Genomic DNA, 12525 nt, shown 5'->3' with positions numbered 1-12525 from the left:
GGCGCCAGCCGCCAGCGACGAGGCTGGGGAGGCGTGAGGCTGCGGTTGCGGTGTTGTCGGGGGCGCGACTCGAAGGGGCAGTCGCGAGGCGGGCGCAGGCGACGGAAGGCCCGCAGCGAGCGAGCGGAGCGAACGAGCGAGGACTGCCCCCAGCGTGCGCCCGCCTCGCGACTGAGGCTTCGGTGGTGTTCGCGTCGATCGGCGATTGATAAACCGAGATGTACAGCCGAGCGACTGGGGCTTCGGTGGTGTTCGCGTTGGCGGGTCGCTCTGAGTACAGAGCGCGTATCGGTCGAAACGATCGGAGAAGGGGCGTGATTCGGCCAGCACAGGGAAGCCGCGTGACGGAGCGGAGAGCTAGTGTGACGTGTCGTCGACGAGCCGATGCGTCTCGTCTCGGTCGGCCCGCTCGAACAGCTCCGGACCCGTGGTGTAGAGCAGATACGCGACGCCCGCGAACCCCAGCGCGACGGCCGCGAGGCTCTCGCTGGGAGCGCCGTCGGAGAGGACCAGGTTCGTGAATCCCGTGAGGAACAGCAGGCTCGCGCCCGCCAACATGATCTGCGCGTCGCGAACGCGGAGACCGCCGCCCTCGGTCCGGAAGGCTCGGACCAGCAGGTGAGCGGCGAGAGCGCTTACCCCGATGAACCCGGCCACGGTGGCTCCCTGGAGAACGGTCGAGAGTACTCGATCGGCGATAGCGATCTGTAAGGGGATGAGTTCCGTCCCGGATATCATGACGGTTTATCGGCGCCTGTCGGCATAAATAGCGCTGTGGTGGCTGTTATCCCGGAGATTGGTGATTTGAACGTCGACTAACGGAGAGCGTGGCGGCCCGCTGAACGCAGCGGCGAGTACCCCTCGCTTCTGCGGGAATCAACAACAAGAAGCTGTGCTGGCGAACGGACGGGGCTTCGGAGGCGCCGCCGACGCGCCGAACACCCCGGAAGGGGTCGAACCGACGATTCAGCCTCTCAGACCGCGTGTTCCTCGACCCACGCCGTCAGCTCGTCGCCGGGGACGAACCCATCGGCGCGGCGTGCGACCGGCTCGCCGTCGACGAAGAGGACGAACAGCGGGACGCTCCGCACGTCGAACCGCTCGACCAGCGGCGGGTCGTCGCGGGGGTTCACCAGCCCGACCGCGAGGTCGGCCTCGACGCCGCGAGCGACGTTCCCGATCACCGGTTCCATGCTCGCGCAGATGCCGCAGCCGTCGGTGTAGAACTCCACGAGCGCGACGGCCGCGTCGCCGACGAAGGCATCGAGGTCGGCCTCGTCCGACAGCGAGACCGGACGCTGAGCGTCCGCGGAGCCGCCGGTCGCTTCGGACGCGTCTGCGGCAGTATTGGATTCCATGCGCACGATCGGTCGCGGACGGGCATAACTGCTTCTGTCGGGAACACCGGCTCCGGAGGTGAAACGGGAAGCGAGGAGAGCGTGAGCGACGGCGCCCGCGTCGCTACGCAGGCCTGTCGCCCTCGGGTTCGGTCCGCCACCCGCCCTTCAGCGTGACGTACCAGACCGAGGCGCCGGCGAGGACGAAGACGGCGGCCATGTAGGGGATGATCGGGAGTTCGATCCCGATGAAATCGAGCACGGTGCGCAGCTCGTAGACGATCACGCCGAAGATCGCGAGCGTGACGAGCAGCCCGCCGCGAGAGATGTCGACGCTCATCGGACCACCTCGGCGAACGCGGCCGACGCGTCGCCGACCGTGCCGGCGAGCGGCTCGATCGCGTTCGCCAACGCGTCGACGAGCGGCACGAGCCACACCGGATAGGTGCCGACGCCGGGGCCGAGCAGGCCGCCGCGGCTGATGATCGCCGCGATCGGGAGGGCGTACGCGAGCACGACCAGCACGACCGCGATGCTCACCCACAGGCGAAGGTTATCGAGCACCTGCGGGGCGTCCTCCGGTCCGGAGACCGGTGTGGGAAGCGTCTCCGCGAGCCCGGAGACCGTCGGGTTCCCCATCGTCAACACGAGGTTCCCGAGGAAGAGGATCGTCGAGATGAAAAGCAGCGTCCCGCCGATCGCGATCTGGATGTTGAGCTCCTCGAACCCGCCGAACATCGTCGGGTAGTCGAAGCCGGTGTACTCCGGTTCGGCGGTCCGGCGCGGCACGCCGAGCAGCCCTTGCGCGTGCATCGCGTTCGACATCAGCGCCATGCCGATGAACCAGAGCACTACCTGGAACAGCCCGATCGTGCGGCTGTAGATCGGTTTGTTGCTGATCTGCGGCCAGATCCAGTACGTCCCGGCCATCATCGTCAGCGCGACCGCGGTCCCGACGGTGAGGTGGAAGTGGCCGGGGACCCACAGCGTGTTGTGGATGAGGTAGTTGATGTTCATCCCGGCGTTCACCATGCCGGAGAAGCCGCCCGCGGCGAACATCAGCCCGGCCAGCATCATACCGGTGAACTCCGGCTTCCGCCACGGGAGGTTCGTGAGCCAGCCCAGCAGTCCGGTACCGCCGTTCTGACGGGCGCCGTACTCGACGCTCGCGACGACGGTGAAGGCGGTGAGCAGGCTCGGCAGCAGCAGGAACATCGTGTTCGTCATCGAGATGAACTTGAACCCCTCCGCGATTCCGGGGTCGAGGTACTGGTGGTGGATCCCGACCGGGGTCGAAAGCAGGAGGAACAGCACGAACACCACGCGAGCGAGCGGGTCGCTGAACAGACGCCCGCCGGCGATCTTCGGCAGCACGGTGTACCAGAGCATGTACGCCGGCATCAGCCAGAAGTAGACGACCGGGTGGCCGAAGAACCAGAACAGCGTCCGAGTGAGTGTCGGGTTCACCTGGTCGATCAGGCCGAGCGACCACGGGAGCAGGAACAGCAGCACCGAGGCCGCCACGGCGGACGTGGCGATGTACCACATCGTCATCGTCGTCAACACCATGAACGCCTGAAGCGGAATCCGTTGGTCGGGGTGGTCGCTCCGCCACGCGAGGAACGTCCGGAACCAGTCGGCGCCGGCGATCCACGTGCCGACGATGAACACCACGAGCCCCGTGTAAAACAGCGGATGCGCCTGAAGCGGCGCGTAGAAGGTGAACAGCACGTCCGCGCTCATGTCGATGGAGTCGACGAACCCGGCGAGGATCGAGATCCCGGTGAGCGTCATGCCCGCCGCCATCAGACCGTACCACGTCCACGTTATTTTGATGTTGATCAGGGGCCGATCTAGGCTGCGCGTCAGCGCCCAGGTGAACAGCCCGACGAGGAAGAAGATCGTGAAGCTGATCACCATGAAAACGCCGTGTGCGGTGAGAACGGTGTAGTAGTCCGTCGAGGGGATGATGCGCGCGATGTCGGTCCGGTGGAGCGTCTGGACGATCCCGAAGATCGCGCCGAGGAACAGCGCGAAGAAGGCGCTCAGGAAGGCCGCGCGGACGACGCGCGCCTCGTCCGGGAACTTGTCGACGAACGTCCGTTCGGACTCGATGGCGGTGCTCACGCCGAGTCACCCCCGCGGTTCTCGAACTCCGACTGGCTCACGACGTGGATCTTACCCTCCATGACGTGGTGGCCCGCGCCGCAGTACTCGTTACAGAGAAGCCCGTATTCGGTCGGTTCCGCCGTCTCGACCGTGATCTCGGAGACCTCTCCCGGGACGACCATCGTGTTCGCGTTCGTGCCGACCACCTCGAAGCCGTGGATCACGTCGCGTGAGGTGACGTGTAACGTCACGGTACTGTTCGCCGGCACGACGATCGGGGAGGGTTCGAAACCGAACTGGTAAGCGACGACGTACGCCTCGTACTCGTTTTCGCCCACCTGTTCGACGCGGGGCTCAGAGAACCGCTCGTCCTCGTCGAGCGCCGTCGCGTCGACGGTCTGCTGCGTGTCGGCGACCATCGCTACGCCGGGACCGACCGCCCCGTACGTTACGGTGCCGATGAGCGCGAGGATCAACACGACCGAAAGCGCGAGCCACAGCTTCTCGTACGCATGAATGTGCACGTCTGATCACCCCACCACCACGAGATCCCGCCCGAGGAACTCTACGAAGTAGATATACACCCATGCGAGTACCAATATCGCGAAGTAGATCCCGATCAGCGTGAGCGTGCCGATCGGGTCGAACTCCTCGCCGTCGGCGCCCACGTCGTCTGCGCCGGCGTGTGCGGTCTCGTTTTGTCCCATAGGCGGCGTTATACACAAGGAAACATATAACGTCTACCCGTTCTCGAACCCTGATAACACGGGCATTATATATGCCCGGGGAAGCCTTGCGTCCCGTATGAACTTCTCGATCCAACAGGCCGTGCTCCTCGTCTTGGGCGGGCTCGTCCCCGCGCTGGTGTTTATCGCCGACCGGGCGGAGTTCGTCGTGGCGGTGACGCTGGTGAACGTCCTACTCATCTGGGCGAGCCTCCGGATCGCGACCGGCGGGAGCCTACCGGGGTTCGCCGGTGACGCAGACGAGCCCGAACACGCGTAGCCGAGCCGAATCGCACCGCGGGGACCGGCGGGCCCGCTCCACGGAGCGCTCGGAGAGAACCCGAACGAACCACGCATGACAGACTGCACGCTCTGTGACCTCCCGACCGGGGACGACCCGCACACCGCCCCCGACGTCGACGGCGAGTTCTGCTGCCGCGGCTGTCTGACCGTCGCGCGCTCGCTCGACGGCGTCGAGGACCTCGACGACCTCGACGAGCGGCGCCCGGACGCGACGCCGGGCGACGAGTTCGACGGCGAGACGACGTTCCTCCACGTCGACGGGATGCACTGCGCGACCTGCGAGTCATTCCTGGAGATGACGGCGGGCGAGCAGGAGGGGGTCGCGGCCGCGGAGGCGAGCTACGCGACCGACACGATCCGCGTCGACTACGACCCGGACACGGTGGACGCGGACGAGCTCCCCGACCGACTCTCCGTCGCGGGGTACGCGGCGAGCGACCGCGCGGACCCGGACGCGGACGAGGACGACGCAGTCGTGCGGTTCCTGATCGGCGGCGGGTTCTTCGGAATGATGGCGATGCTGTGGTACGTCGTCTTCCTGTACCCGACCTACTTCGGGTACGAGCCGATCGTCGACTTGGGCGGCGTCTCCGGCACGTACCTCTTCGCGCAGATCTGGCTGTTCGCCTCGATCGTGCTGTTCTACACCGGCTACCCGATCCTGCGGGGCGCGTACGTGAGCCTCCGGGCGCGACAGCCCAACATGGACCTCCTCGTGTCGCTCGCGGCGACCAGCTCGTACGCGTACAGCACGCTCGCGCTGCTCGTCGGCCGGACCGACCTCTACTTCGACGTGACCATCGCGGTGATCCTCGTCGTCACCGCGGGCAACCACTACGAGTCGATCATCAAGCGCCGCGCGACCGGCATGCTCACCGACCTGACGACGACCGAGGACCGGGCCGTGCGGACCGAAGCGGGAGAGACCGTCGCGGCAGACGCGGTCGACCCCGGCGACCGCCTCCTCGTGCGCCCCGGCGAGCGGGTGCCGTTCGACGGGACCGTCGCCGAGGGGACCGCCGCGGTCGACGAGGCGCTCGTCACCGGCGAGTCGCTCCCGGCGACGAAACGCGAGGGGGACCCGGTCCGCGGGGGGACCGTCGTCACGGACTCGCCGGTCGTCGTCGAGGTCGGCGAGGACGCGGCGAGCACGCTCGACACCCTCGTGCGGCTGCTGTGGGAGATTCAGAGCTCGCGGTCCGGGATCCAGCGCCTCGTCGACCGGCTGGCGACGGTCTTCGTGCCGCTCGTCGTCGCGGTCGCGGCCGTCGGCGCCGCCGCCACGCTGGCGCTCGGATCTGCCCCGATCGACGCCGCGCTCGTCGGGCTGACGGTGCTGATCGTCTCGTGTCCCTGCGCGCTCGGGCTGGCGACCCCGCTCGCCGTCGCCGCCGGGATCCGCGACGCGGCGAAGCGGGGCATCGTCGTCGTCTCCGACGCCGTCTTCGAGTCCGCCGCCGACGTCGACACCGTCGTTCTCGACAAGACCGGCACGCTCACCGACGGCGAGATGCGGCTGCTCGACGCGACGGCGGCCGAGGGGGAGTCGGTCGAGCGCGTGCGGCGGCGCGCCGCGGCCGTCGAGCGCGCGTCGGTCCACCCGGTCGCGGAGGCGATCGTCGCGGGCGTGCTGGGCGACGGGGACCGACCGGCGGGGTCGCGGCCGGCCACCGACGGCGGCGCCGGCGCGACCGACGGCGCGCCGGCCGAGGTCGGCGCGCTCGACCCCCCGTCCGCGACCGGCGTCGACGTGTTCGACCGCGGGGTCGCGGGGCGGGTCGACGGCGACGAGGTCGTCGTCGGCCACCCGGACTGCTTCGACGAGCGCGGCTGGCCGGCGTCCGACCGACTGCGCGAGGCGGGAACGGCCGCCCGCGACCGCGGGAACGTCCCCGTCTACGTCGGCTGGGCGGGTCGGGTGCGCGGGGTCCTCGCCGTCGGCGACGAGGTGCGCGACGGGTGGGAGTCGGTCGTCGCCGACCTCGACGCGGACGGGCGGCGCGTGGTCGTGCTCACCGGCGACGCGCCGGCGGCCGCGGCGCGGTTCGCGGAGCACCCCGCGATCGACAAGGTGTTCGCCGAGGTGCCGCCGGAGGCGAAGGCCGAGACGGTCCGACGGCTGGGGGTCGACGGCCCGGTCGCGATGGTCGGCGACGGGAGCAACGACGCGCCGGCGCTCGCGGCGGCCGACCTCGGCGTCTCGGTCGCCTCGGGCACGGACCTCGCGGCCGACGCCGCGGACGCGGTCCTACTGGAGGACCGGCTCTCGGCGGTGCCGGAGCTGTTCGCGGTCACGCGCGGGACGAACCGGCGCCTGAAACAGAACCTCGGCTGGGCGTTCGTCTACAACGCGGTCGCGATTCCGCTCGCGCTGACGGGCGTCCTCAACCCCCTCTTGGCGGCGCTCGCGATGGCGTCGAGCAGCATCCTGGTGGTGACGAACTCCGCGCGGGCGGTGTTCGACCCGGACTGACGCGGTCAGGTCCCGCCCCGCCCGGAGCGGTCCTCCCCCTGACCGCTGCCCGAGGGGAGGAGCCGGCGTGCCAGCGCGCCGAGTCGCTTGTACGCGAGGTTCACGTACAGCCCCGAGAGGAAGACGAGCCCGACGACGAGCGGCACGTCGTCGACGCCCTGGCCGAGGACGAGGTCCGAGAGCAGGTAGACCCCGACGCCGAGCGGCAGCGCGGCCGGCAGCCGGAGGTTGTACCGGAGGAGCCTGCCGACCGAGGCGTCGAAGCGCTCGATCAGGGCGGTGGAGACGAACCCCAGCGCCCCGAGCAGGCTGAACAGGGGGACGAACGGGGGGACGATCCCGGGCCCGAGACCGTCGATCCCGGCGTACGGCGCGTCGACCGCCACGGAGGCCGCGGCGGTGAGGGCGACGGCGAGGAGGACGTCGCCGGCGACGACGGCGGTTCCGAGCCGGGACCGATACCAGGCCCGCGCGAGCCACGGCCAGTCGTCCCCGCCCGGCGCGGCGTCGCCGCCGAGCGTCGGGTCGTCGGCCCCGGGCGTCGGGTCGTCGGCCGGAGGCTCGCCTCGCTGCCGCTGCGATGAGTCCGACATCGCCGGAACCGTTCGCGGCCGAGCGACAATTAGCTTGTGCCGCGTGAACGAGACGCAAGGATTTCGGGACGGCTCGTCGACGGACCGGCGGCGCCGGAGGCGCGGTCGGGCCGTTACGCGGTCGCGCCGACGTGCGGCTTGACCGCCCGGACGATGGCGTCGACGTCGTACTCGTCTTCGGTCTTGTCGAAGACGACCTCGCCGTCGGCGCGGACGACGAACACGCCGTCGTCGCCGGTCACTAAGGCCACCTCGTCGACGCCCTCGCCGAACTGCTTGAGGATAGCCTCGGAGACGTCTTGCGCGCGGTTCAGCATGCCACAGGGGACGCAGTACTCGACTTCGACGCGTGTCATACCGTCCGGTAGAGCGCGAATCGGATTAAAAGGGCTGGTCGCGCCCGGGGCGGCGGCGGGCGCCGACCGGCTCAGACCACCAGCGCGTCGAAGACGACCGCGAACAGCAGCAGCCCGAGGTAGGCGTTCGAGGCGTGGAACGCGCGGAACGCCGCCTTCTCCGTCTGCTCGTAGTGGAGCCGGACGACCGCCCAGAGGAAGGCGGCGCCGACGCCGACGCCGACGACCGCGTACAGCGCGCCGAGCGGGTCGGCGGCCGCGGCGAGCGCGACCGCGGCGACGAGCGTCGCGCCGAGGTACCAGAGGATGTGCCGGCGGGTCGCGGTCTCGCCGCGGACGACGGGCATCATCGGGAAGCCGCCGCGCTCGTAGTCGTCCTTGTACGCCAGCGCGAGGTTGTAGAAGTGCGCGGGCGTCCACAGGAAGATGACGAGGGCGAGCAGCAGCCCGCCGCCGCCGACCTCGCCCGTGACCGCGGCCCAGCCGATGAGCGCGGGGAGCGCGCCGGCCGCGCCGCCGATGACGGTGTTCTGGACCGTGTTCGGCTTGAGGACGAGCGTGTACACGACGCTGTAGAACACGATCGCGACCAGCCCGAGCGCGGCCGTCAGCGGGTTCACGCTCCAGAACAGCCCGAGCGAGACGACCGTGAGGAGGCCGCCGAACGCCAGCGCGTGCGAGACCGGGACGAGGTCGGTCGCGAGCGGGCGGTCGCTGGTGCGTTGCATCCGCTTGTCCACGTCGCGTTCGAGGACGTGGTTGAACGTCCCGGAGGCGCCGATGGAGAGCGCGCCGCCGGCGAGCGTGGCGGCCACGACGCCGGGCGTGAACCCGGTCCCGCCCGCGAGCGCCATCGCGGCCGCGGCGACGAGGCAGAGCAGCCACATCAGCCGCGGCTTCATGAGCCGGAAGTACGCGGCCGCGGTCGCCCGCAGCCGGGGGAGCGTCGCGCTCGGGATGTCCGGCTCCGGCGCCTCCTCGACCGGCGGGAGGTCGTCGGTGCCGGCCTCGAAGTCGTCGGGGGCGTCGTCCGGGACGCCCGTCTCTGCCTCCAGCCACCACGCGAGCGCGGCGAGGACGGCGCCGAAGATGCCGATCCCGAGGAGGAGGTGGGCGGACCCGAGGGCGGCGGGCAGGTCGCCGAGCGCGACGAGCGCCCCGACGCCGGCCTGCGCGGGGTAGACGGCGAGCGCGACCGCGAGGGCGGCGCGGACCCGGCGGTCGGCGCCGTTCCGCCACGCGAGCGCGGCGGAGAGCGCGACGAGGAGGCCGACGACGACCGCGAGGACGCGGTGGCCGAGGGCGATCCAGCCCTCGGTCGCCGTCGGCAGGGCGGCGCCGCTCCCGCAGGCGGGCCAGCCGCCGCAGGCCGCCGCCGCCTCCGTGAGGGAGGTGGTGGCGCCGGCGACGACGAGGAGGTACACGCCCATCGCGGCCGCGGCCAGCACCGCGGGGAACTTGTCGGGAATGTTCACTCACCCCGGTTAGGGAGTCAGTCCATTTAGATGCCGCGCTTCCCCGCCCGCGCGCCGTCAGGCGGGGCCGACCGCCGGGTCACCCCGGCGTCCCGTCCGAGCCGTCGCCGCGCTCGCGGACGATTCGGTCGACGATGTCGCCGCTGGAGAGCAGTTCGTCGTCGTACTTCGGCTCCCGGCCCGACGCGCGCTCGACCCGGCAGTCGATGCCGCGGGCCGCGAGCGCGTCGGCGATGGCGGCCTCGTCGTGGTGCTGGTCGAACCCCAACACGATCACGTCGGGGTCGAGCCGCTCGATGGGGACGAACACGTCCTCCGGGTCGCCGAGGTGCGCCTCGTCGACCGCGGCGAGCGCGGCGACCATGTCGCGCCGCTGGCGGGCGCAGAGCACCGGCGCGGGCTTGTGCGTGACGTTGGTCCGGCGGGCGACGATGGCGTGGAGCTCGTCGCCGTACGTCGCCGCGTCTTCGAGGTAGTGGACGTGACCGGGGTGGAGCAGGTCGAAGGTGCCCTGCGCGACGACCCGCGTCATCGGAACCACGAGAGGAAGCCGCCGCCGTCGCGGTCGTCCAGCTCCCGGTCGATGTCCTCCTGGGTGAAATCGAAGAAGTGCTCGTCGGGCACCGCCACGTCGAGCACGTCGAGGGTCGTCTGCTTCCCCTCGTTGTCGAACGCCTTCCAGTCGCCCCATCCGTAGGGGGCGCCCACGATGATGTGCACCTTCCCCTGCCCGAACGTGGCGAGGTCGGCGTCGCTCGGTCGGAGCGCGCCGTTCGGGTGGGAGTGGACCGAGCCGACGGCGCGCATGTCGTTCGGCTTCATGTTGGTGCGGACGGTGGCGCTCGTCGGGCTCGACTCCGTGCCCGGGATGACGAGCACGTCGGTGATCACCTGCCCGTCTCGGTCGAGGTCGAGCTTCCGGGCGTCGTCCGCGCGGAGGAACCCCATGTACTCGTTGGGGTGGGTCTCCTCGCTCGCCTCGAGGACGAACTCCAGGGTCTCTCGGGCGATGCCGAGGAGCTCGTCCGAGCGGAACAGTCGCATGGGTCAGATAAGTCGCCGTCGCCTCATAGGGGTTCCGGACCGCGGGACGCCGGGCGGGCTCCACGCGCCGGGCGTCCGCCGGTCCGCGGGCGAGAGCGCCGAGAGAACAGGCTTAACACCGGCCGTTCCCGATTGCTCTCCATGAGCGAGAACACCGCCGGGGATTCCGGCACGCGGGGCGATTCGAGCCCCGAACCCGACGCCGACGCGGCGGAGGGGGCGGCCGACGACCGGCCGACCGTCTACGACCTGGCGCCCGACTGTACCCTCGAAGACACCGATGTCGACGCCCTGTACCACGCCGAGGTCAACGGCGTCGTCGACTACGGCGTGTTCGTCGACCTCTCCGACGCCGTGAGCGGCCTCGTCCACGAGTCGAACCTCGACGGCGACTACGCCGTCGGCGACCGGCTGATCGTCCGGCTCACCGAGGTGAAGGAGAACGGCGACGTCGCGTTCGACGACGTCGACCCCGACGACTACCGCACCGAGACCGTCGCCCACGAGCCGGCGGTCTCGCGGGTCCGCGGCCTCGCGCCGGGCGACGAGGCGACCGTCGAGGGCGAGGTCGTCCAGGCGAAACAGACCGGCGGCCCCACCATCTTCGCCGTCGCGGACGCCTCCGGGGTCGTCTCCTGTGCCGCCTTCGAGTCCGCCGGCGTCCGGGCGTACCCGGAGGTCGAGGTCGGCGACATGGTCCACGTCTCGGGGACGATCGAGAGCCGCGAGGACGCCCTCCAGCTGGAGGTCGACTCGCTGAAGCGCCTCCCCGACGGCCGCGCCGCCGAGGCCCGCGAGCGCTTCGAGGCCGCCCTCGACGAGCGCGCCGAGCCCGCCGACGTCGACCCCCTCGTCGAGTGGGAGGCGTTCGAGCCCATCCACGAGGACCTCCGCGACCTCGCGCGGCTGCTCCGCCGGACCGTCCTCGCCGGCCGCCCGATCCGCGTCCGGCACCACGCCGACGGCGACGGGATGTGCGCCGCGATCCCGGTCCAGCTCGCCGTCGAGAACTTCGTCCGGGAGGTCCACGGCGACCCCGACGCGCCGCGACACCTGTTCAAGCGGCTCCCGAGCAAGGCCCCCTACTACGAGATGGAAGACGTCACCCGCGACCTCAACTTCGCCCTGGAGGGCCGCGCCCGGCACGGGCAGAAGCTCCCCTTCCTCCTCATGCTCGACAACGGGTCGACCGAGGAGGACGTGCCGGCCTACGAGAACCTCGCGCACTACGACATCCCCATCGCGGCCGTCGACCACCACCACCCGGACCCCGAGGCGGTCGAGCCGCTGCTCGACGCCCACGTGAACCCCTACCTCCACGGCGAGGACTACCGGGTCACCACCGGGATGATGTGCGTCGAGCTCGCGCGCCTCATCGACCCGTCGCTCACCGAGGAGCTCGAACACGTGCCGGCGGTCGCCGGGCTCTCCGACCGCTCGAAGGCGGAGGCGATGGACGACTACGTCGCGCTCGCCGAGGGCGCCGGCTACGACGAGTCCGACCTCCTCGACATCGGCGAGGCGCTCGACTACGCCGCCCACTGGCTCCGCTACTCCGAGGGGAAGACGCTGGTCAACGACGCCCTCAACGTGGGCTGCGACGACGAGGAGCGGCACGAGGAGCTCGTCGAGTTCCTCTCTGAGCGCGCCGAGCGCGACGTGGAGCGCCAGCTCGACGCGGTCGACGACCACGTCGAACACGAGCGGCTCGCCTCCGGCGCGCACCTCTACCGGATCGACTTAGACGAGTACGCCCACCGCTTCACCTACCCCGCTCCGGGCAAGACCACCGGCGAGCTCCACGACGAGAAGGTGACCGAGACCGGCGACCCCGTCATCACCATCGGCTACGGCCCCGACTTCTGCGTCCTCCGCTCGGACGGGGTCCGGCTCGACATCCCGAACATGGTGACCGAGCTGAACGAGGAGCTGCCCGAGGCGGGCGTCTCGGGCGGCGGCCACCTCGTCGTCGGCTCCATCAAGTTCGTGAAGGGCCGCCGGAGCGAGGTGATCGAGGCGCTCGTCGAGAAGATGGCGGGCGCGGAGATCGACGAGGCGCTCTCGTCGACCATCGCACTCGACGACTGACCCGGCGGTCGCGACCGCTGTC

At 70.5% G+C, this 12525-nt stretch carries 14 protein-coding genes; 3 read left to right on the top strand and 11 right to left on the bottom strand.

Annotation, left to right across the window (positions count from 1 at the left end; genetic code table 11):
• Window positions 1-357 precede the first annotated feature (357 nt).
• The 6 genes from EXE50_RS14315 to EXE50_RS17515 all read right to left on the bottom strand — a co-directional run bounded on the left by EXE50_RS14315 (window position 358) and on the right by EXE50_RS17515 (window position 4153).
• Entirely contained in the window at window positions 358-738 is a 381-nt protein-coding gene (locus EXE50_RS14315; RefSeq protein ID WP_053770638.1) for a hypothetical protein, read from the bottom strand.
• A gap of 236 nt (window positions 739-974) precedes the next feature.
• Window positions 975-1358, bottom strand: a complete 384-nt coding sequence (locus EXE50_RS14310) for a co-chaperone YbbN (RefSeq protein ID WP_053770637.1) — start codon at window positions 1356-1358, stop codon at window positions 975-977.
• A 103-nt stretch (window positions 1359-1461) separates the two neighbouring features.
• Window positions 1462-1677 carry a hypothetical protein gene (locus EXE50_RS14305; RefSeq protein WP_053770636.1) on the bottom strand — a complete coding sequence of 72 codons (216 nt, stop codon included), beginning with the start codon at window positions 1675-1677 and terminating at the stop codon, window positions 1462-1464.
• Complete coding sequence (locus EXE50_RS14300; RefSeq protein ID WP_053770635.1) at window positions 1674-3464, bottom strand: b(o/a)3-type cytochrome-c oxidase subunit 1; 1791 nt, start codon at window positions 3462-3464, stop codon at window positions 1674-1676. Before EXE50_RS14300 ends, EXE50_RS14305 begins: the two co-directional genes overlap by 4 nt.
• Window positions 3461-3970, bottom strand: coding sequence for a cytochrome c oxidase subunit II (locus tag EXE50_RS14295; protein WP_053770634.1), 510 nt, complete (start codon window positions 3968-3970; stop codon window positions 3461-3463). The genes EXE50_RS14300 and EXE50_RS14295 overlap by 4 nt, the downstream gene beginning before the upstream one ends.
• A 6-nt stretch (window positions 3971-3976) precedes the next feature.
• The gene (locus EXE50_RS17515; RefSeq protein ID WP_167551887.1) at window positions 3977-4153 is read right to left on the bottom strand and encodes a hypothetical protein; all 177 of its coding nucleotides are present in this window, start codon (window positions 4151-4153) and stop codon (window positions 3977-3979) included.
• Between the two features lie 97 nt (window positions 4154-4250).
• On the opposite strand from EXE50_RS17515, the gene EXE50_RS14290 reads away from it, so the two are divergent.
• Both EXE50_RS14290 and EXE50_RS14285 read left to right on the top strand, forming a co-directional pair.
• A complete protein-coding gene (locus EXE50_RS14290) occupies window positions 4251-4451 on the top strand; it encodes a hypothetical protein (RefSeq protein ID WP_053770633.1) in 201 nt (66 codons plus the stop codon).
• 75 nt (window positions 4452-4526) lie between these two features.
• A complete protein-coding gene (locus tag EXE50_RS14285) occupies window positions 4527-6947 on the top strand; it encodes a cation-translocating P-type ATPase (RefSeq protein ID WP_137705393.1) in 2421 nt (806 codons plus the stop codon).
• A gap of 5 nt (window positions 6948-6952) precedes the next feature.
• Here EXE50_RS14285 and EXE50_RS14280 read toward each other — a convergent pair whose 3' ends face one another.
• From EXE50_RS14280 to EXE50_RS14260, 5 genes are all read right to left on the bottom strand, one after another.
• Complete coding sequence (locus tag EXE50_RS14280; protein ID WP_053770631.1) at window positions 6953-7540, bottom strand: hypothetical protein; 588 nt, start codon at window positions 7538-7540, stop codon at window positions 6953-6955.
• A gap of 113 nt (window positions 7541-7653) precedes the next feature.
• A complete protein-coding gene (locus EXE50_RS14275) occupies window positions 7654-7896 on the bottom strand; it encodes a SelT/SelW/SelH family protein (RefSeq protein WP_053770630.1) in 243 nt (80 codons plus the stop codon).
• A 71-nt stretch (window positions 7897-7967) separates the two neighbouring features.
• A complete protein-coding gene (locus EXE50_RS14270; RefSeq protein WP_053770629.1) occupies window positions 7968-9371 on the bottom strand; it encodes a heme o synthase in 1404 nt (467 codons plus the stop codon).
• Between the two features lie 79 nt (window positions 9372-9450).
• On the bottom strand, window positions 9451-9903 hold the full coding sequence (locus EXE50_RS14265) for an adenylyltransferase/cytidyltransferase family protein (protein WP_053770986.1): 453 nt from the start codon (window positions 9901-9903) through the stop codon (window positions 9451-9453).
• Window positions 9900-10415, bottom strand: a complete 516-nt coding sequence (locus tag EXE50_RS14260; protein ID WP_137705392.1) for a Mov34/MPN/PAD-1 family protein — start codon at window positions 10413-10415, stop codon at window positions 9900-9902. Before EXE50_RS14260 ends, EXE50_RS14265 begins: the two co-directional genes overlap by 4 nt.
• Before the next feature lie 141 nt (window positions 10416-10556).
• Between EXE50_RS14260 and EXE50_RS14255 the strand changes: the two genes are divergently transcribed.
• Complete coding sequence (locus tag EXE50_RS14255) at window positions 10557-12503, top strand: DHH family phosphoesterase (RefSeq protein ID WP_137705391.1); 1947 nt, start codon at window positions 10557-10559, stop codon at window positions 12501-12503.
• Window positions 12504-12525: the final 22 nt, after the last annotated feature.

Origin of the sequence: Halorubrum sp. ARQ200 (assembly GCF_005435115.1) — an archaeon.
Classification (GTDB): domain Archaea; phylum Halobacteriota; class Halobacteria; order Halobacteriales; family Haloferacaceae; genus Halorubrum; species Halorubrum tropicale.
Note: the sequence above shows the minus strand (reverse complement) of the source record. Positions and strands in the feature narration are given on the sequence as shown.